This window comes from Pedobacter sp. Leaf216 (assembly GCF_001421515.1).
In the GTDB taxonomy this organism is placed as follows: Bacteria; Bacteroidota; Bacteroidia; order Sphingobacteriales; family Sphingobacteriaceae; genus Pedobacter.
This window is the reverse complement of sequence record NZ_LMKM01000012.1, coordinates 586,799-607,071: the sequence shown is the minus strand read 5'-3', so window position 1 is coordinate 607,071 and position 20,273 is coordinate 586,799. Positions and strand designations below refer to the sequence as shown.

Annotated in this window: 19 protein-coding genes; 5 read left to right on the top strand and 14 right to left on the bottom strand. The window is 37.6% G+C overall.

The window, feature by feature from the left end; genetic code table 11:
• Positions 1-162: 162 nt before the first annotated feature.
• Both ASE74_RS12470 and ASE74_RS12465 read right to left on the bottom strand, forming a co-directional pair.
• Positions 163-2,475, bottom strand: a complete 2,313-nt coding sequence (locus ASE74_RS12470) for a TonB-dependent receptor (RefSeq protein ID WP_055909316.1) — start codon at positions 2,473-2,475, stop codon at positions 163-165.
• 110 nt (positions 2,476-2,585) lie between these two features.
• Positions 2,586-2,918: a hypothetical protein gene (locus ASE74_RS12465; RefSeq protein ID WP_055909314.1), complete on the bottom strand. Its 333-nt coding sequence runs from the start codon at positions 2,916-2,918 to the stop codon at positions 2,586-2,588.
• Between the two features lie 158 nt (positions 2,919-3,076).
• Between ASE74_RS12465 and ASE74_RS12460 the strand changes: the two genes are divergently transcribed.
• Together ASE74_RS12460 and ASE74_RS12455 are read left to right on the top strand one after the other, a co-directional pair.
• Positions 3,077-3,649 (top strand): TlpA disulfide reductase family protein, encoded by a 573-nt coding sequence (locus ASE74_RS12460; protein ID WP_055909311.1) that lies wholly within the window; start codon positions 3,077-3,079, stop codon positions 3,647-3,649.
• A gap of 114 nt (positions 3,650-3,763) precedes the next feature.
• Positions 3,764-4,822, top strand: coding sequence for a nucleoid-associated protein (locus tag ASE74_RS12455; RefSeq protein ID WP_055909543.1), 1,059 nt, complete (start codon positions 3,764-3,766; stop codon positions 4,820-4,822).
• Positions 4,823-4,993: 171 nt separating this feature from the next.
• Here ASE74_RS12455 and ASE74_RS12450 read toward each other — a convergent pair whose 3' ends face one another.
• The 6 genes from ASE74_RS12450 to ASE74_RS12425 form a co-directional block, all read right to left on the bottom strand.
• On the bottom strand, positions 4,994-6,340 hold the full coding sequence (locus ASE74_RS12450) for a DUF58 domain-containing protein (RefSeq protein ID WP_055909309.1): 1,347 nt from the start codon (positions 6,338-6,340) through the stop codon (positions 4,994-4,996).
• 83 nt (positions 6,341-6,423) lie between these two features.
• Entirely contained in the window at positions 6,424-7,401 is a 978-nt protein-coding gene (locus ASE74_RS12445) for a MoxR family ATPase (RefSeq protein WP_055909306.1), read from the bottom strand.
• A complete protein-coding gene (locus ASE74_RS12440) occupies positions 7,382-8,572 on the bottom strand; it encodes a DUF4350 domain-containing protein (RefSeq protein WP_055909304.1) in 1,191 nt (396 codons plus the stop codon). The genes ASE74_RS12445 and ASE74_RS12440 overlap by 20 nt, the downstream gene beginning before the upstream one ends.
• On the bottom strand, positions 8,569-9,297 hold the full coding sequence (locus ASE74_RS12435; protein ID WP_055909300.1) for a DUF4129 domain-containing protein: 729 nt from the start codon (positions 9,295-9,297) through the stop codon (positions 8,569-8,571). The genes ASE74_RS12440 and ASE74_RS12435 overlap by 4 nt, the downstream gene beginning before the upstream one ends.
• Before the next feature lies 1 nt (position 9,298).
• Complete coding sequence (locus tag ASE74_RS12430; RefSeq protein ID WP_055909297.1) at positions 9,299-10,180, bottom strand: hypothetical protein; 882 nt, start codon at positions 10,178-10,180, stop codon at positions 9,299-9,301.
• 1 nt (position 10,181) lies between these two features.
• On the bottom strand, positions 10,182-11,135 hold the full coding sequence (locus ASE74_RS12425) for a stage II sporulation protein M (RefSeq protein ID WP_055909294.1): 954 nt from the start codon (positions 11,133-11,135) through the stop codon (positions 10,182-10,184).
• A gap of 186 nt (positions 11,136-11,321) precedes the next feature.
• On the opposite strand from ASE74_RS12425, the gene ASE74_RS12420 reads away from it, so the two are divergent.
• Positions 11,322-12,065: an RDD family protein gene (locus ASE74_RS12420; RefSeq protein ID WP_055909290.1), complete on the top strand. Its 744-nt coding sequence runs from the start codon at positions 11,322-11,324 to the stop codon at positions 12,063-12,065.
• Here the strand turns inward: ASE74_RS12420 and ASE74_RS12415 are convergent.
• From ASE74_RS12415 to ASE74_RS12390, 6 genes are all read right to left on the bottom strand, one after another.
• Entirely contained in the window at positions 12,062-12,388 is a 327-nt protein-coding gene (locus ASE74_RS12415) for a DUF2752 domain-containing protein (protein WP_055909288.1), read from the bottom strand. The genes ASE74_RS12420 and ASE74_RS12415 overlap by 4 nt on opposite strands.
• Positions 12,389-12,394: 6 nt before the next feature.
• Positions 12,395-12,874 (bottom strand): DUF5684 domain-containing protein, encoded by a 480-nt coding sequence (locus tag ASE74_RS12410; RefSeq protein ID WP_055909285.1) that lies wholly within the window; start codon positions 12,872-12,874, stop codon positions 12,395-12,397.
• Between the two features lie 88 nt (positions 12,875-12,962).
• Positions 12,963-13,688 carry an SGNH/GDSL hydrolase family protein gene (locus ASE74_RS12405; RefSeq protein WP_055909283.1) on the bottom strand — a complete coding sequence of 242 codons (726 nt, stop codon included), beginning with the start codon at positions 13,686-13,688 and terminating at the stop codon, positions 12,963-12,965.
• A gap of 33 nt (positions 13,689-13,721) precedes the next feature.
• The gene (locus ASE74_RS12400; protein ID WP_055909279.1) at positions 13,722-14,777 is read right to left on the bottom strand and encodes a serine hydrolase; all 1,056 of its coding nucleotides are present in this window, start codon (positions 14,775-14,777) and stop codon (positions 13,722-13,724) included.
• Positions 14,777-15,505 (bottom strand): lipoyl(octanoyl) transferase LipB, encoded by a 729-nt coding sequence (gene lipB, locus ASE74_RS12395; protein WP_055909276.1) that lies wholly within the window; start codon positions 15,503-15,505, stop codon positions 14,777-14,779. The genes ASE74_RS12400 and lipB overlap by 1 nt, the downstream gene beginning before the upstream one ends.
• 10 nt (positions 15,506-15,515) lie before the next feature.
• Positions 15,516-16,163: a 4'-phosphopantetheinyl transferase superfamily protein gene (locus ASE74_RS12390; protein ID WP_055909273.1), complete on the bottom strand. Its 648-nt coding sequence runs from the start codon at positions 16,161-16,163 to the stop codon at positions 15,516-15,518.
• A gap of 71 nt (positions 16,164-16,234) precedes the next feature.
• Between ASE74_RS12390 and dcd the strand changes: the two genes are divergently transcribed.
• The gene (gene dcd / locus ASE74_RS12385; protein ID WP_055909269.1) at positions 16,235-16,771 is read left to right on the top strand and encodes a dCTP deaminase; all 537 of its coding nucleotides are present in this window, start codon (positions 16,235-16,237) and stop codon (positions 16,769-16,771) included.
• Between the two features lie 739 nt (positions 16,772-17,510).
• A complete protein-coding gene (locus ASE74_RS12375) occupies positions 17,511-20,201 on the top strand; it encodes a carboxypeptidase-like regulatory domain-containing protein (RefSeq protein WP_055909263.1) in 2,691 nt (896 codons plus the stop codon).
• Positions 20,202-20,273: the final 72 nt, after the last annotated feature.

Genomic DNA, 20,273 nt, shown 5'->3' with positions numbered 1-20,273 from the left:
AGGTTTTATTGGTTAACGATTGGTTTTATCTACTCTACTAACAGTCAATTGCTTAGATATGTTTGTTTTGTGATTTTACATAATTTAAGGGAAACAAAAAAAAGCGCGACTAATCTTATCGACCAGTCGCGCTTTTGTTATTGAAGATTTTGCTGGTTTAAATTATTTTACCAGGGTAAAAGGAACATAAAGTCCGAATGTGATATTTCTTCCAGTGTTATAAACTCCTAAATTTGGGTTTTCCTGGTCAAAACGGCCTGGTTTAAACCTGCTTAAAGCATCATAATATTTCTGATTTAACAAGTTGTTGGCTGATACCGATAATTTTACAGGTTGCTTGCCTAAATTAAATGTAGCACCAATGCCAGCATTTAACAATGTATAACCACTTGTGGGGGTTTCAAAAACATCATCAACACGGGTTTGCTTAAATGCAGAGTTAATACCAACCGATAGGTAAGCATCATTTGTTCCTTTAAGTTTAGGTTCAAAACGTAACTCATTTCTCAATGTTCCGGCAGGAATAAATGAAAGGGGCCTGTTTAAAGTATTGTTTTGAGCGTGTACATATCCAAATGTATTTTCGAAATGGATAAATGGAACCGGGTGAATGGTTAAACTTGCTTCAGCACCGTAAAGATTTGCATTTACCTGTCCGTAGCGGTAAACATCGAAAAGTGTACCGTCAACCTCGCGCTGTTCGCCATTATTTGATGCATAAATGTAGTTGTGGATGTAATTATTATAAATGCTGGCACTTGCACTAACAATTTTCCCTTCATATTCTAATGCTGCATCTATTTGGTAACTGCGTTCAGGACTTAAGGCCGAATTACCAATTTCGTATCTAAAAGTACCTTCATGCACACCGTTAGATCCTAACTCAGCAGGATTCGGGGCACGAAACGCACTACCAGCGTTAGCCTTAAAGTTAAGTTCATCATTAAATTGGTGCGTAAAACCCAGTGCGCCACTCACATTGGAAAATTTATTTTTAAATGGTGCAAAAAGTTCTTCTCCATCATCGAATAGTTGTTTTCCGTTGTTTTTTCTAAAATCGTAACGTGCACCGATGCTGAAAGTGTTGTTATCCCAGTTTTTCTTTGCAAAGGCGAAAACACCCAATCCAAACGTATCATACGCCGGAATTAAAAATTCTGTTCCTTTGTTTTGGCTATGGGCATCGTCTACACTTAGGCCAAATACTGGTTGCCATCCATTGGTTTCGTGGATATAGTATTTTAAATCTGCATTGTAGGTTTTTAGGTCAAAAAATAAAGCTGGATCTGGACCATCCAACTCCCGGCGTTGGTTTTGCTGATATCCAAAATCGGCTTTCAAGTTGCCATTTCCTATTATGAAATTGTTGTTTAAAGCAATTTTGTAGTGGCGGATATCCTGACGCGGATATGCTAAAGTGCGGCTTTTATTGTCGTCATTGGTAAATGGGCTGCCATCTTCTTTAACAAAATTTCCATTGTCATCAAGCGTTGGCTCATAAAAACCAATATTGTTGCGGAAGCTTGAAACGTTTAAATGTGTGTATCCCCAACTTTTATTTAAGCCTACCATACCACTTAAGTCGGTTTCATTAAAACCAGAGTTAGGAAAATACCCTGTTGGTGTTTTAAAAGAATAGGCATTTTTATAGGTTCCGCGTGCTCTCCAAACAAAACCGTTTTCATTACCATTCAACATTAAAGAGTTGGCGCTTAAGCCATTGTTGGTTGAGTAATTGGTTATAAATTCACCTTTTATCTGTCCTTCGGGCGCAGAACTTGGCTCCAGTAAATTAATTACACCGCCAAGTGCGTCAGAACCATACATTAATGAAGCTGCGCCACGTAAAACCTCCACACGGTCTGATTTAAACTGATCGATTTCAATACCATGTTCATCACCCCACTGCTGTCCCTGTTGTTTAATTCCGTCATCCAAAGTTACAATTCTGTTGTAACCTAATCCCCTGATTACGGGTTTGGAAATGGATGGGCCGGTGGTAATTTGTGATACACCAGGAATTTTGGTCAGGGCATCGATTAAGTTGGTAGAAGGCTGAAGCAACTGATCTTTACCGATAACTGCCGAAGAAGCGCTATTTCGTTTACTTGTACTGCTGATTAAACTTCCGGTAATTACAATTTCCTTCGTTTCAATTGCGGTAGGTTGCAGCGCAAACTCCAATCCACCCGCATCGGCCAAATTTACTACTTTGGTTGCGGTTTTATAACCAACATAATGCACTTCTACTAAATAACTTCCTTTGGTTGGAAGGTTATTAATGACAAACTCGCCATCATTATTGGTAACGGCTGTAACTTTTAAATCGGGTATAAAAATGGTTGCACCAGGCAGTGTTTGTTTGGTACTGGCATCAATAACCTTACCTTTTATATCTTTCAGTACTGCAGCAAAAACGGTGCTGCTCAATAATGTATATAGAATTACCAAGCCAATAAGCTGTAATTTTTTCATGTTTTGTGTGTAAATAAAAATGATGGAAAGCCAAAACAATAGCTTGAATAAAGCTTGTTTCAGTTTTTCTTATAAATAATTGGTTCAGCGCGAATGCGCTACAAGAAAAATTAAGCTAAAGGGGGGCCGCGTAAGCAAGTACGCTTAATTTCGGTAAAGGCATTTTTCAATGTAGGCTCAGTACGGCTGAAAATTTTTGCCGATAAGAAAATCCTGTAAATGTGATGGGTTTGCACATAATTTTTCTCAAAGCTGGCATTACAGATTAAACAGGTATCGCCGTGCGACTGCACATGACTAACATGTTTACAATGCGCTTCTTTCGGAACAATTGGTGCTGCCGGATGATGATGAAGCACACTCCACGGAGTTAAGGCAATAGCAAATACGATCAGCATAAATGCCGACAGGTATTTCTTAATGTTTTGCTTGTGCTTTTTCAACAGTCCAAAAGTAGTAAATCCTAAGCAATTATATATATTTACAAAGTAACATTGTATTTATGATGTTATGACTGACGGTTTTATTAAAAGTTTAAAAGGAATTTAACCAATAGTAATATGTTCGCTTTATGGTTTGCATCAAATAAAATTGACTAATAATGAGGTTTGTTAGAAAGAACATTTTAAATGCTTTGTTTATCATTACCCTTTTGGTAATTGTTTTTGTGCCTGATGCAAAAGCCTTTTTCATTAAAGGATTAATAGAAGTAGGTTTTTATAAACCTGCTGTTGATGTACCGAAAGAAAACTTTACAAATCTTAACGGCATTCAGTTTAAAGATGCAAAAGGTAAAATTGTAGATCTCGGTGATTTAAAAGGAAAAGTAATTTTTATTAATTTCTGGGCAACCTGGTGCCCGCCATGCAGGGCTGAAATGCCATCAATCAGCAAATTGTATAATCAGTTTAAAGATGATAGGGATGTTGTTTTTATTTTTGCCGACGCAGATGGCGACCTTGTAAAATCAACCGGGTTTATGACCGAGCGGAAATATGCCATGCGTGTTTTTAAAGTAGAAAGTAATATTCCTGAAAAGCTATTCGCCGGATCTTTGCCCACAACCGTTATTTTTGATAAACAAGGAAGATTATCTTTTAAACATGAAGGTGTGGCTAATTATGCAGATAAAAAGTTTGTTGATTTCCTTAATAAATTAAAAAACGGCAATTAATAGGTCGTTTAAATCATAATTTGAATATTCTTGTAAAAACCATCCAATTAGCTAGAGAATGCAATAGATTGAATGACGGAAGGGTTAATCAATGATTTTGTTATTTTTGTCCCCATGATTTCATTTTTCGAGGCTTCACTCAAGCAACTTTCCATCCACCATACAGGCAACAAACTGCTTGAAGAATATTATAAATTATCTGATGCTCCTCTAAAAATTGATGATGAAGTGTTAGGTAACCTATTGATGCAGTATTTCTTAAAGCCTTTCGAAAAGGTAAATGAAGTTTACCGTTTTTACCATCCTAACGATAATTTAGAACTTAATGAAGTGTTCCATTTTGTTCACGAAATTTTTGAGAACAACGAACTTTTTCATGAAGATTCACAGCAATTGGCTAAACATCTTTATGATGTAGCCAACCATCCGAAAATTAAATCAGGAGAGTTGTATGTTGCTTATTTCGAAAAAGTGCAGATAGAAGGAGAGCAACTGGATGTTGTAGGCGTTTTTAAATCTGAAACGAAGGATACTTATTTAAAAGTTTTTCCGGAGCAGGATGGCTTTAACGTTAGCTACGAACAGGAAGCGATTAGCATTAACAAACTGGATAAAGGCTGTTTGATTTTTAATGTAGATAGAGAAGAAGGTTATAAAGTTGTGGTACTGGATCAATCGAAAAGCAGCAACGATTCTGCTGTTTACTGGAAAGATGAATTTTTAAAGCTGAAGATCAGAAACGATAGCTATAACCAAACCAATAATGTTTTAGGCGTTTATAAAAACTTCGTCACACAGAAGCTGGATGATGATTACGAAATCAGCAAAGCAGATAAAATTGACCTGCTGAACCGCTCGATGAAGTATTTTAAGGAAAAAGAAACCTTCGATATTGAAGAGTTCGGTAATGAGGTAATTGGTAATGCGGAGGGGATCGAGTCGTTTAAAAACTACAAGAAAAATTACGAGCAGGAATTTGAAAGTCCGATTGCTGATAATTTTGAAATTGCAGAATCTGCCGTTAAAAAACAGGCGCGTGCCTATAAAAGCGTGTTAAAGCTGGATAAAAACTTCCACATTTACATACATGGCAATAAAGATATGATCGAAAAAGGTTACGATGATGATAAATCGATGAACTTTTATAAAGTGTATTTTAGGGAAGAGGAATAGAGGGTTTTTGAGTTTGGGGTTATGAGTTTGGGGTTTGGAGTTGCCTGGCATGGTTCAGTATGGCATCGCCCCCGTACCCTCAGTTCGTGTGCCTACAGACAAAATGAAATGCAAGGTTTAAGCATGTTTCAGTGGATCATCGCATCCAAACTCATTACTCCAAGCGCCAAACTAAATCCGCTGTTGTGCCTTTAAGGCCAGATACTGATTAATTACATTAACCGTTAATTTTTGTGGAGGCGTAAGAATAGCGAGAATGCCATTTTTGTTAAGCTCTTTAACCATTAACTTTTTCTCGTAGATAAATTTCTCTGCAATTGTTTTGTGATAAATACCTTCCACATTTTTTGCAGGTTCAGTGCTTAATTCTTTCAGTTCAGTATTTTCGAAAAAGACAACCACTAACAAATGGTATCTGGCAATCCTTTTCAGGTAGGGCAATTGCCTTTGTAGTGCCGATAAGCTTTCAAAATTGGTAAAGAAAACCAGGAGCCCGCGTTGTTTTACTACCGAGCGCACGGCTGAATATAAGGCTTCGAGGTTACTCTCCAGATACCGTGTTTTTTCTTTATAAAGCACATTCATAATAGTGCCCAGCTGTGATGCCTTACGGTCTGCAGGAACAACCGATCCGATATTTTCAGCTATTGTAATTAAACCGGCCTTATCTTCTTTAAGCATTGCCACTTTTGAAAGTGCTACAGTAGCATTTATGGCATAATCAAGCAAACTTAACCCTTCAAAAGGCATGCGCATTACACGCGATTTATCAATAACGCAATAAATATTCTGCGATTTCTCGTCTGTATAAGTATTTACCATTAAACCGCCTTTTCTGGCAGTAGCTTTCCAGTTTATGGTGCGTATATCATCACCTCCGACGTAATTTTTAATCTGATCGAACTCGCTGCTCTGGCCAATTTTCCTGATTTTTTTTATGCCAAATTCAGTTAAATAGCGTGAAACAGCCATCAATTCGTATTGCCCAAGGTTGATAAAGGATGGGAATACAGGTAGAATTTTTGAACCATCAAAATTATAGCGGCGATTAATTAAACCCAGGGGTGAACCAATATAAGTTCTGATAAATCCAAAATCATACTCCCCACGTTTGGTTGGACGCAAATTATAATGAATTGACTTGATTTCTGCAGGTTTTAAATGAAGTTTAAAATCTTTATCGCGTAACTGAAACTGGAAAGGTACCTCATCAATTACTCTTGCTTTTATGCCAAATCCATAATGATTTTTAATCTCAATCTGTACCGGGTTTTCGTCGCCGTTGCTTAAACGTTTTGAGGTGAATCTTTTTGCTTCTATACCTTCGATATTTCGGTAAAGAATAAAAATATCGGTAAAAAACAAAATAATTACTGTTCCTGTTGCAATTTCAGGAATATCGCCTAGCCAGGCAAAAAAGAATTTCAGCAGAAAAAGCACAATGCAAAACCCCAAGGCCATAAATAACCGGTTGGTTAGGAACAGATTGCTATAATATTGCTGAAAGAATTTTTTCAATGTTGTTTAATCGGCTAATTGTTTTAACTGGATAATTGCTGCGGCTAAATATTACTTAAGGTTTCAAGCTCTGGTATTCAAAACTATCTTGGTACTTCAATTTTTTTAATAATCTGGTTAACAATATCGGTTGTGGTTAATCCTTCCATTTCTTTCTCTGGTGATAACAATATCCTGTGGGCAAGCACCGGGCCTGCAACAGCAATAATATCTTCAGGTGTAACAAAATCTCTGTCTTGGATGGCTGCAAAAGCTTTAGCACTATGTACAATTGCTAATGATGCTCTTGGCGATGCACCTAAATAAAGCGATGAATTATTACGGGTTTCGTTTACAATTTTTGCAATAAACTCTAAAAGTTTAGGCTCCACAAATAAATTACGGATAATGGCCCTGGCTTCCTGTATTTGCTGAACAGATAATACTGGTTTTACTTCACTTAAAAGTGTTTTATTTACCAAAGTGTGCTGAGCCATCAGAATGGCCGTTTCTTCCTCTAATGAAGGATATTTTACTTCTATTTTAAATAAAAACCTATCCAATTGTGCCTCCGGCAAACGATAAGTCCCTTCCTGTTCTATTGGGTTTTGTGTGGCCAATACCATAAACGGCTCATCCATGATATAGGTTTGGCCATCAATAGTAACCTGACGTTCTTCCATCACCTCGAATAAGGCCGATTGCGTTTTTGCAGGTGCACGGTTAATCTCATCAACCAAAATAATATTGCCAAAAATCGGACCTTTTCTAAATTCGAAATCTCCTGTTTTAGTATTAAAAATGGGTGTGCCCAAAACATCTGATGGCATTAAATCAGGCGTAAACTGAACCCTCGAAAACTGTGCATCAATCGATTTTGCGAGCAATTTGGCACTTAACGTTTTTGCCACACCGGGTACACCCTCAATTAAAATATGTCCATCGGCAAGCAAACCAACAATTAGGAAGTCGATAACCTGTTTTTGGCCTACAATAATATTTCCAAGTACGTTTCTTATCTGATTCACCGCCGCATTGAGTGCGCTTAAATCGGTACGTGGGTTAAACTGTTCTTGTTCCATTGCTTTGCGTATTTTTATAAAACTGTTCTATGCTTTCGTTTAAATTAATCAATTGTGTATCGCTCAATTCGCTCATTTTTGGCGTTTGAATAAAATGTTTGGTCAATGTTTTAGCCAGGGCCTCATTAATGCCTGTTTTTTCCATTAACAACTGCGCAAAGTTGCTGTCGATCTCATTGGTTTTTAAGTAGTACCTTGTTCTTAAATACTCCATAAAATAATTTATTTTCTTTAAGCCAATATCCAGGTTATTCCGTTCGTGGTAATATACACTTCCCACTACATTAACAAATGCCAGCGAAGAATTGATAAAAGGATCTGCTATCGGAATAATTCTTTGCCTGCGTTTGCTCTCGTAGAGCACAAAAAGAATCAGGCTAAAAATGGCCAGGTAATAGGCAAACTCAAGTTCGGGATGTTTAAAAAATACCCTAAGCATATCGGTTGTGGTATTTTTTTGGACAGAAAAATATTCGTCGAAAATAACCTGCTTGCTGCCATGTAGATAACTTAAAGTTTTTGCGGCATATTCTGCACCGTATTTATTTAACAGGTTAAAATTGGTGTAAAATCCAGGTTCTGCAATCAGGTAAAGATTGCCTTTGCCGTAACTGTAACGGATAAAGTTAGGTCTGCCTTTTCCGTTTACACCAAGTATGGTGGTTTTGCTGCTATCTAACTTGCTAAAATACTGACTGCCTATGCCTCGTTCAAAGCCATAGTTGGCTTCGGTTTTTAAATTTGGATTAGTGAAATTCAGGTTATTACCTTCAGCCGTCATCGAGGTAGAAGTTTGTATCTTAAGGTCTTTTTCCAAATTACCTAAATCGTAACTGGCAATAAATACATCGTTTCCGGCCTGCATGTATTTAACCATCTGGCCGAAATCGGTTTTGCTGATCTCTGCCTTTTGAGCAACAATTAAATAGGCTGTTTTATTCAGTTTTTTTCCTTTTAAGGTATTGTAAATGGCAATTTTTGATAGCTGAACATCTGCTGCGGGTAAAATATCTTTAATTCTATTGTACAAAATAAAAGTTCCGTAAGGAATTTTATCTTTTGTAGCATAAGTTGGGGCCCAATTAGTGGGCGTAGGCTTATTATACTGCGCAACCAGGTAAGCAATGATGAGGAAAGCACCAATAACCAGGTATATTTTGTATCCTTTCATTTAATCTGCCTGTTAAACTGGTTAAACGATTGATTTATAGGCTCGAATTTTACTTCATCAATAGGGAAATCGCCATACCAGATGTAATCGAACTGCAGGGTAAGTCTGCTGAAATCGTTTCTAAGTTCCGGTTTGCTAATCTCCATCAGGTAATTGTAATTCGTTTTATCTGGCTGCCACTGAATTATTTCGGCATCGCTGAGTTGTTTTAACGCACGGAGATACAAAAGCCTAACGGCCAAACGGAATTTTCTTTCGGAAACCAACCTTTGCAATTCCTGTTCGTAATCAATTTCATGAATATTTTCTGTAATCACATCGTAAGGCAGTATGGTTGCTTTTGATTTCTTCCTGAAAATATTCTCGGCACCAATAATCTTAATTACAATGTATAAAATTAATGCAACGCCCAATCCGATAAAAATATACCGAGAAAATGGGTTTGATGATGCACCTTGAAACAAATCACCTATCAAACGCCAAAACCACATCCAAAATTTATCCCAAAGCGACAATTGTTGCTGTCCTATCTCGTCGTACTGAAATTCTTTTTGCGCCTTGTAATCACTAATGGCATCTTTATCAAATTTTGATGGCGTAATTTTGGTGCTGTCTACCTCGACGATCAAAGATTTTGCTTTCGGCTTAATAGCTTGCGCATTGCTGATTACCGGAATAAAAAACAACAGAAAAACAAGAAAATATCGGATTACAGCACGTTGCATTTTAATATTCTTCAGGTCGGGTATCTATTGGTTTTTCTGTATTGCCGAAATTTGCAATCCGCTCCATCAATCCGGTACTTTCTTTCTGTTCTACCAAACTAAAATAAGCCAGCGAAATGGTGATGATGGGTATAATGGTAAATACCTGACACAGCGATTGTAGCACAGTGGTAATCATGGTAAGGGTTAGCGACATGTGGGGTGTTTTATGTGTAAACATCCCGATCATATTAAACAAACTGGTAGGCAAAATAACCATACTCATGCAGGCATAAACAATAATCCATACCACGATCAGTGTACCAAAAGTAATCCAGAAATTATCCTTAATAATTTTGAAGCTTCTGCTAAATGAATAACTTAAAGAGCCGTTTTCAATTACCATAATAGGAAACATCATCGCAATGAAAGGAAATAGCCAAAAGCCGGGTATCAGGCAGAACATAAAAGCAACACACAACATGATGATCAATAGAAGAGAGCTGCCAAAAATTCGGAAGAAATAGTATTTAAAATATCCCCAAACCTCATCTATGGTAGGCGTTTGATTGCCTTTTTGCACATAAATAGCAATATAAGAGAGTATGGCTACACTCATACTTGCATAAGTGGCCAAAGAAAATAAGATAGATAAGAAATATTCTATTCCGTATAAACGCCCAAAAGCTAATCCGCTTGTACCCGTTCCACTACCGAAAGTATTGATGATGTTTACCATTTTATATTGTTGCAACAACATGGTTAGCATACTTGCCAGAACAAATAAGCCACAAAATGTAAAATACACTTTGATTAATGGCTTAAAATTTTGGCGCATAAAGGTAAAAGTATCATTAATCACCTGTCCGAAATCTCTTCTTTTCTTAAATTCAATTGCTGCCATTTTAATCTAGTGATTGTTGTTTATTGTAAATTTTAATAGGGTAGATAAATACATACCAAATGATAAAAGCTGCGGATGATAACAGGATCGAAATGCTTAGCCATAGGGGCATTCCGGTATGCCGTGTAACAAAGCTTTCGAAAAATGCAGCAACGATAAAAATAGGGATCAAACCGATCACGATTTTTAAACCATCTTTTGCTCCTTTGAGTACAGATGCCATTCGGGTATAGGTTTTAGGAAATAAAAAACTATTGCCCAATATCAATCCTGCGGCTCCTGCCAAAACGATTGCCGATATTTCTAATGTTCCATGGATCCAGATTACCAGTACCGATTGAAAACCTAAGCCTCTGCTAAAAAAGAAATATTGAAAAGAGCCGAGCATTATGCCATTTCTGAACAGTGAAACTATCGAGCCAAATGAAAAAATAATGCCCAGAACAAATGTATATAGGGCAACATAAATATTGTTTACCCCAATTTGGAAAAACATCATAAGCTCATTTTCTTGCTTGTATACACCAAAAGGATCGCCTTTTGCAATATTTTCATTAGTCATATTTACATAACCATCGCCCATAATCAGGCGTACAAAAGTATCATCGTACTTGGCTGATAAAGCACCAATTGCACACGAAATCAGGAAAAATGCCAGCGCGTAGTATATTTGTTTGCGGTGTTGTAAAAAAATTAAAGGGAGTTCGGTTTTCCAGAAATGAATAAACCGGTTCGATTTCTCTTTTTTGTTTTTATAAACTGATTGATGCAGTTTGGAGGCCAAACCGTTTAAATAAGCTGTGGTTTTAGAATTGGGATAAAATGTTTTTGAGTAAGCAAGGTCGTTGGTTATTTCTATAAACTGATTGGCAACTTCATCAGGATTGGCCTGTTGCATGGAATCGTAATTTTGCCACTTCTCCGAATTCTGTTTAACAAATAATGCTTCTCTCATTTAAGGCGTTACCAAATCTTGGGTTAAAATAGTTAATTTTTTGTGGAAATGAAATTTACATTGTTTCTCATCTCGAAACATTTTTAATGCAGATGCAATAATTGGCGGAAATATAAGAAATCATTAGTTGAAAATAATTTAAGATCGATATACAGCAATTATCTTTAAAAAAAATTATGTTTGAATATGGATAGCATCAAAATTAGCACCGCTCAAAATATTGATATTGATTACGAAATTGCCGGACTGGGAGAACGCATAGCTGCCCGCTGCATAGATTTGGCCGGGTTTTTAGTTATTGCGGTTATTACCATGGTGGTGATGGGGGCAGCCCAGATGGCAATGTCGGGTAGTGCTGCAATGGTTGTTTTTTTTATATTTCTGGCCATTTTTGCTTTCTACGATCTGGTATGTGAAATTACAATGGAAGGCCAGACTTTAGGAAAAAAAATATTAAAAATAAAAGTAATTAGTTTAGATGGATCCCAACCTACTTTAGGTCAGTATGTTTTTAGGTGGCTATTCAGGATGATTGATTTTGGTTTCCCTTTTGGTTGGGGCGTGGTTGCACTGGTTTCAGTAGCGGTAACCAAAAACCACCAGAGAGTGGGCGATATACTGGCCAAAACCACTTTAATTAAAACAAAGCCCAGAACTGAATTTACCAATGTAGCCTTTAGCTTTAATTTGCCAGAAGAGTACAACGCGCAGTTTAAAGAGGTTTTGCATTTAAATGATAGGGATATTGAGTTAATACATGAGGTATTAACAGGTTACTATCAAACAGGAAATGCCGATTTAATTTATGCCATGGCCGCTAAAACCAAAGCACATATTCTGGCAACCGTCCCATCCGGAATGAATGAATTACAGTTTTTAGAAACGGTGTTAAAAGATTATAATCACTTAACCGCTAATATGAGCGTTTAGCTGAAAAACATTTTGTGCAGGTAGCTAATCATTACAAAATTGCCAACAGTGATAACCATTATCCTGAATAGGAGTGTGCGTTGCTTAATGTTGAATTTATAAAGTATTACTGTAGAGATAAACAGCAATAAGAGTGGTATAGTTGGTGGGTAAAGTGACCAGCTTTTTGATAGATTGCCTTGAACAAGAGCAATTAAAGATCTTTGGAAGCCACAACCCGGACAATCAATGCCAGTTAAAGCTTTAAATGGGCAGGCTATTAAATGATTTTGCAGCCAATCAACAAAGTTGATTAAGCTGCAAAATATAAATATGATAAACATCCTGAATTAAACTACCGGTGGAGGGGTATCGTTAGGTGTATTCTGATTATCAGTTGGTTTGTTAAAAGGATTGTTGAAAGGATTATTTCCAAAACCGCCGTTTTGTGCTTCTGCCGCTGATGGACCTAAATATCTAGCATCGCTAAAACCCAAGATCGGCCAAAAAATGTATGGAAAGATAACTAAACCAACTGTAAAGCCTTCTGATTTGCCAAAACTTTTACTTACTAAATTATAAAGCCAAACTGCAAATACGATATTAACACAAGGTATTATTAACCATAAAATCCAGATCATTGGTTTGCCTACAATTTCTAACAAAATGATCAAGTTGTAGATAGGGATAATTGCGGCCCAGCCTGGTTTACCTGCTTTTTCGAATACTTTCCACATGCCAACAATCCACAAAACGATTATCGCAAGGTAAAAAATACCCCCAACTAAGCCAATACCCGCGGCTACTCCGCCTGATTCATACTCATTCATAATTTTAATGTTTTTAAAGGTGATTAATTTAAATAGTTGAACTAAAGTAAATTTTTTAATTTAAAAACAGAATAAATAAGCGGCTAAATTATTTTAACACATTAGCAACATTTGTGAATAAAGCACTTGCCCATTCGGCATACATTTTACCACTTGGATGCAATCCATCGTTGGCAATTAAAGAAATATCGGTAGCTGCATTTCTGGATGCTGGCGTAATGTTGGTGTAGCTAACACCTGCTGCAAGCGTTATTTCTTGATTTGCAGCGTTAAAACTATCGATTTCGCTTGAAATGGTTTGGGAGTTTCTTCCAGAATTTTTAGCAAAGGGAGTAACCCCCCAATCGGGTATGGAAACCACAAAGACTTTGCTTTTATCGCCTCCGGCAAACGTTATCGCTGTTTGTAACAATTCTGCGAACTCTTTTTTATAAGTGTTTATCGGGTAGCCACGGTATTGATTGTTAACGCCGATTAAAAGCGTTACAAAACTATATGTTCCGGTTAAGGCTTCTCTTTTTATGGCAGATTGCAGCTCGTCGGTGGTCCAGCCGGTAACAGCAATAATTTTAGGGTTTGCTACATTTTTGCCTTTAGCCTTGAGCAGGTTTTGCAGTTGATAAGGGAAAGATTCTGCCTGCTTAACCGCTTCTCCAATGGTGTACGAATCGCCCAGGGCCAGGTAAGTGTAATCGCCGGTTGTTGCCGGGGTTGTTGTAGGCGTACTGCTAGTAGGTTCGGTATACATGGGCTCTTTTTTTGTGCAGCCCGAAGTTAGTAAAGAAAATAAAATGATGTTCAGCAAAATTTTCATAGTTTAATCTACGAAATAGCTTTGAGCTTAGTTTTATTTCAGCGCAATGATCAGTTTTTGTCTAAAAGCAGCATCTGTAATAATCCCTGCCTCAAAATTTCCAAAGTTATTTTGGATCATTTGATTTTCTTTTTCAGTTAAGTTATTAAAGAAAAATGCGCACGATAATTTGAAGCCAGTTTTATCTGTAGCATAAAAGGTATCTGTTAAAATAGATGCGGTTGATCCACCTTTCTGCCCCAAATGTTCAAATGCTGCCTGATTGCTAGGATTTAGCATTGGCCACTCCATAATCTGATCTAATGTTTGCTGAACTTCGGGCTTGAAATAATTTCTATCGTTAATTTTCCGCATAATGTTTGCATAATCAGCAGTGGTTGACGCGACTAACTTATCCGACCATATTTTTTGGAGCCTAAACGAAAGGTCACCAGGCTTAAGAGTTTTAATGAACGCCGAATCTGTTTTTAATTTAAGGTGATTGCTTTCGCAGCGTTTCCTGTATTCATCCATTGGCATTGCCTGCAGTTGAGCAGCCCATAAATTTTCGCTAATATTTTCCGGCTTTAAACATGTCATAAGTGCGCCAGCGGTAAAATAATAATAGGGGGTGTGTTTGCTGATTTTTAGTGTTTTAATGTTGCTGTTTATGTTTTCCAGGCCTAATAGATCCTCAAGGTATTCGGTATTGGCATTCGAACTGAACCTAATCATGCCCTGAGCAACCTGTAACAATGAAACACTGTCGCCTTTTTTCTTTTTTAACGATTTCAGCCAGGCTGGATGTGCACCTCCATCTAAAGGAATATAATATTTGTTAAGTTCGGCTATAGGAATACTTAGCGTTGCATTTATCCTTTTCGAAACAACCTGATTAGCAAACTCAATCGCGATTAGGGTTTTGGCCGCACTCGCTAAGGGCATTACCTGGCTGCCTCTGAGATTAAGTACTTCTTTGTTGTTCTCTACCAGTACAATAGCTGCCTTTTTAGGATGCTCTTTTATGAATGTGATTATTTCATTCACATTCTGGGCAAAAGCAGCTTTCGTAGCTATAGCTAATGCAACTATTAGAATAAGCCTAACCATTAAATCAGCTTCATTTTAAAAAGATTGGCAATATGGTTTTTAAGCTTCCCTTTCACCTCTTCCATATCCGGTTGATAGCCCAATTCTTTCGCTAAAGAAGTTACGGCTTTATCATCAATACCGCATGGAACAATATTTTTAAAGTAATTCAGATCTACATTTACATTAAAAGCGAAACCGTGCATGGTTACCCAACGACTGCAACGAACGCCCATGGCGCATATTTTTCGTGCTTTATCATTGTCTGCATCCAACCAAACACCAGTATAACCCGGGTAGCGGCCTGCTGATACACCATAATCCTGCAAAGTAAGAATAACCGCTTCTTCGAGTGTGCGGAGATATAAATGAATATCGGTAAAGAAATTATCAAGATCAAGAATCGGATAACCTACAATCTGCCCTGGTCCGTGATAGGTAATATCACCACCACGGTTTATTTTATAATAAGTAGCCTGTTTAGCTTTTAATCCTTGCTCATCCAGCAATAAATTTTCAGGATGCCCGCTTTTGCCCAGTGTGTAAACGTGAGGGTGTTCGCAAAATACAAGGTGGTTTGGGGTAGGTTTTTGGGTATTGTTTACACGGTTTTCGGTTTTAATGGCCACCGTTTTATTCAATAAATCTTCCTGTTTATCCCAGGCCTGCTGATAATCTGTTAAGCCCCAATCTGTAAACAAGGTTGGAATCAAATCTGCTGCAATTACTTTTTCATCTGTTGCGTTCATCTCTGTGTGGTTAAGAATTGCTTGCTACATAGCCCAGCATATAGCCGTCTTTGGTTTTAAAATAGTTTACGGCCAGCTCGCGGGTGCCGTTAGGAAGTTCAACAATTGCATTTAAAGAACCCTCGCTTTTCAGCTTAAAAGGTTTAATGTGAATATGCTGTTTAAACTCCAGTCCTTTTTTTCCGTGCCATTTATAAATTGCTTCTTTGGCACACCAGGCTACATACAGGCCATCTGTATTATCACCTATCTGTTTTTGTGCAAGTTCTACATCGCTCAAAAACTTATGTTTAATGCTTTTTATTTTATGTTTAATTAATTCTATATCCACACCAACCGGATGATCTTTGCTAATCATTACGGCAGCGTAATCGTAAGAGTGACTTAATGAAATATGGTAATCGAAATTAACAAGATAAGGCTTGCCATGTTCATCAAACTGGCAATCTATATATTCAGTTGTTTTAAGCATCGTTCTCAACAAAAGTCGGGTGCTTAACCAATGCAGCAAACGTTTTCCGCTATTTAATGAAGAAATTATATCGCGTTCATGTTGCTTAAGCTGTAGTCCGGCCAACAATTCTTCCTCTGTTTCCTCAATTTTCCAAATTGCTAAAACAGAATGCTGATCAATATTTTTATTGTAAATAATTGGCATTGATTAAATTGGAGATTACATGCAAAATTATCTTAAATAAATGATAATTTAGGCCAAAAATACGTATAAAAATGATATTATCTGATAGCAGGATATTAGAAGAAATTGAGAAGGGAACAATCATCATTGAGCCTTTTAAACGCGAATGTTTAGGCACCAACTCGTATGATGTTCATTTAGGGAAATATCTGGCTACATACAAAAGCCGCGTGCTTGATGCCAAGGCTCATAATGAAATAGAACACTTTGAAATTCCGAAAGATGGATTTATCCTTCATCCGGGCACGTTATATCTGGGCGTAACAGTAGAATATACAGAAACGCACGGCCATGTTCCGTTTTTAGAAGGAAAAAGCAGTACCGGTAGGTTAGGGATCGATATCCATGCAACAGCAGGTAAAGGTGATGTTGGCTTTTGCAACACCTGGACGTTGGAAATATCGGTAGCCCAGCCTGTAAAAATTTATGCCGGAATGCCGATAGGTCAATTGATTTATTTTGTTGTTGATGGTAAAATTGAAACCATGTACAATACAAAAGGTAATGCGAAATACAACAATAAAACCACAAGGCCGGTAGAGAGCATGATGTGGAAGAATAAATTCTAATGATTGTTTGTTGGTTAATTGTTTAAATCGGTTAACTGTAAATGTCAGCTTGGTAAACTGTAAATTGCAGATGCCGAACTGAAAATTGTCATTTACTCATGATTTGCCGCCGCTTATGGCAGGAAGGTTTCATCACCGATAGAGCTTGTTTATTATAAATCTGATGGGAAGCATAATATCTGATTCAAATCAGGTATTTTTCTTTTGGAAACGAACGTTACAGCCTTTTGGCGGCCAGTAGTCCCGCCATTCGCTGTGTTCCTGATAGAAGAAATCGGAAGCCGCCGCTGCTGTCGGGTTTATGAACAATGATCTGTTTTTTGAGCACTAAACATTGTTTGTAAACCCGATTGTCGTGAATGCCGATTTTTCATCGGCAGAAACAAAAGCGGGACTGGAGGGGCCAAATGCTCAGGCCCTTTCATTTCCAAATAATTAGCAAAAACAACATTTTTCTTTTGAAAACGAACGTTACAGCCTTTTGGCGGCCTGTAGCCCCGCCATTCGCTGTGGTCCCTATAGAAGAAATCGGGAGCCGCTGCTGCTGTCGGGTTTATGAACAACCGGTAGTGATTGCTGAGGCGCAGCCCACCCTGAATCTCCGGGGAAACAATACTATATGTGCACGCTGTTGGGCCATCAACTAAAAACTTAGAATTCAAACTAAATTTCACGGTAACTTCATAAAAGTATGCTTTAGGTTTTGTACCTTGACGCGTATTTATTTGTACCTAACCTCATGAAACCCAGAATTATTCTCGCACTCAGCTTTGTTTGTTTATTAATCGGCTTTACTGCATTTAAAATGGATGATGATCCATTTAGTCAGCTTCTACAAAAATTCGATGATTATACCAGCAAATATCCCCAGGAAAAAGTTCACCTTCATTTAGATAAGCCTTATTATGCCATAGGGGATGATGTTTGGTTTAAAGCCTATGTGGTAAATACTAAAACCGGTACACCATCCAGCATCAGTAAAATTCTGTACGTAGAGCTGATTAACGAAAAAGATTCGCTTAAAAAAGTAGTCAAACTACCAATAATGGGCGGCATATCCTGGGGAGATTTTAAGCTTACCGATTCATTAGGAGAGGGCAATTACCGCATTAGGGCGTACACCAATTATATGCGGAATTTTGGAACTGAATTCTTCTTCGATAAAACAATTAAGATCGGAAATAGCTGGGCTAACAAAGTTTTTACAAAAACAACTTACAACTTCAGTAAAGAAAACAATACCGATAAAGTGAGTGCCACCGTGCATTTCGAAGATAAGAATGGAGTAGCCTATAGTGAGAACGAAATTAGTTATGATGTGCAGTTAGATTACCGTTCGGTAGCCAAAGGGAAGGTGAAAACCAGTTTAGGCGGTGATGCCGTAATCAATTTCACCAATAATCAACCTTTTCAGAATAAATCGGGTAAGATAATTGCCACCATCACGCTTGATAACAAACAAAAAGTAGTTAAATCCATCCCCATTACTTCAACTTCTAACGATGTTGATGTGCAGTTTATGCCCGAAGGAGGAACACTTGTTGAAGAACTGCCTCAAAAGGTGGCCATAAAGGCTGTTAATGCAAGCGGACATGGAGAAGATGTAGAAGGAGTTATTGTTGATGAAGCAGGTGCAGAAATAACCAATTTTGCAACCAGTTATTTAGGAATGGGAAACCTGGTATTTAACAGCCAGGCAGGAAAAACATATTCTGCGAAAATTAAGTTTAAAGATGGGTCGCAAAAAACCGTAAAACTTCCGGCTGCCGCTAAAAGTGGTTACACCATATCTTTAAACAGTTTGGATACTGGCAAGGTTGTACTTAAAATTATGGGCAGTGCCGATCTGGTTAATGGTGAGGAGCTAAAAGTGGTGGCACAGCATGGTGGAAATGTGTATTATGTTTCGAAAGCCAAAATGGATAAACAAGTGTTGCTGGCCAATATCCCTAAAAAAAATCTACCAACAGGTATTGTTCAGTTTACCTTATTTTCGGGCAGCAACCAGCCTATTGCCGAGCGTTTAATTTTTGTAAATAATAAAGCCGGACTGATAGACGTTTCACTCAATTCATCAGGCGTTTCAACAGCTAAAAAAGGTAAAACCAGTTTTGCCTTTGATGCCGCCAATGAAGGGCAACCTGTTTTGGGCAGCTTTTCTGTTTCGGTTACCAACGCCAATAAGGTAACACCAGATGAAGACAATGAAACAAATATCCTAACCTCCTTATTGCTTACATCTGATTTGATCGGATATGTAGAAAAACCCAACCATTACTTTTTAAAGGATGACCTACAAACGCAAAAAGAGCTCGATAACCTGATGCTTACCCAAGGGTGGAGAAGATTTATCTGGAAGAATATCGTTAATAACGTTGGCCCTAACATTACCTACAAAGCCGAACAATCCATCACCATCAGTGGTACAATAACCAAGGGCAATAAGCCAGTACCCGGTGGAAAAGTAATGCTTATGGCTACCAAAGGAACGATGTATATTTTAGATACCGTAACCAATGCCGAAGGTAAGTTTGTTTTTGATAATTTGAGTTTTGGCGACAGTACAAAATTTGTAGTACAGGCAAGAACCAAAACCGAAAGGAAATTTGTTGATATCAACCTTGATGTAGTGCCCAATCAGATTGTAACCAAAAATAAAAATGGTGCTGATGTTGAGGTGAACGTGAACAATACATTGATGAAATACATCAAAGAGAGCGACAGTTATTTTAATGAGATGACCCGTTTAGGATTACTCGAGCGAACAATTAAGCTGGAGGAAGTAACCATTACCGAAAAGAAAAATCCTGCTAAAAATTCATCAAACCTAAACGGAGCCGGCAGGGCAGATTTTATAATGACGGCCGATCAGTTGTCTACCTGCGTTACCTTATCTCAATGTTTGCAGGGCCGTTTGCCAGGTGTAATTTTTAGAGGCAATGTGCCGTATTTAATGCGCAGTCAGGATACACCAATTCGTATTATCGTTGATGGGATGCAAATGGAGTCTGATTTTCTGGATAACGTATCGCCGACAGATGTAGAATCCATCGAGCTTTTAAAAAGCATTGGTAATACCGCAATATATGGTTCGCAAGGTGGCGGTGGGGTAATTATTATTACCACCAAACGCGGCGATGGAGGCAGAAGTACCGATCGTTATGCACCAGGAATTGTAACCTTTAATCCAAAAGGCTTCACCATATCAAGAGAATTTTATTCTCCAAAATACGATACAGAAAGTAACAGTAACAGGGCCGATTTAAGAACAACCATTTATTGGAACCCACAGGTTGTGGCCGATAAAGATGGTAAGGGAAAATTTGATTTTTACAATGCCGATGAGCCTGCACAATATCGCGTGGTGATAGAAGGAATAGATGCCTTTGGGCATTTAGGTAGAAAAGTTTACACTTATGATGTTAAATAAGGAAAAATAGATAAATTTGAATTGATATGCATGCATAATTATATTTAGCTTAAATATCATGCTAATCAATAC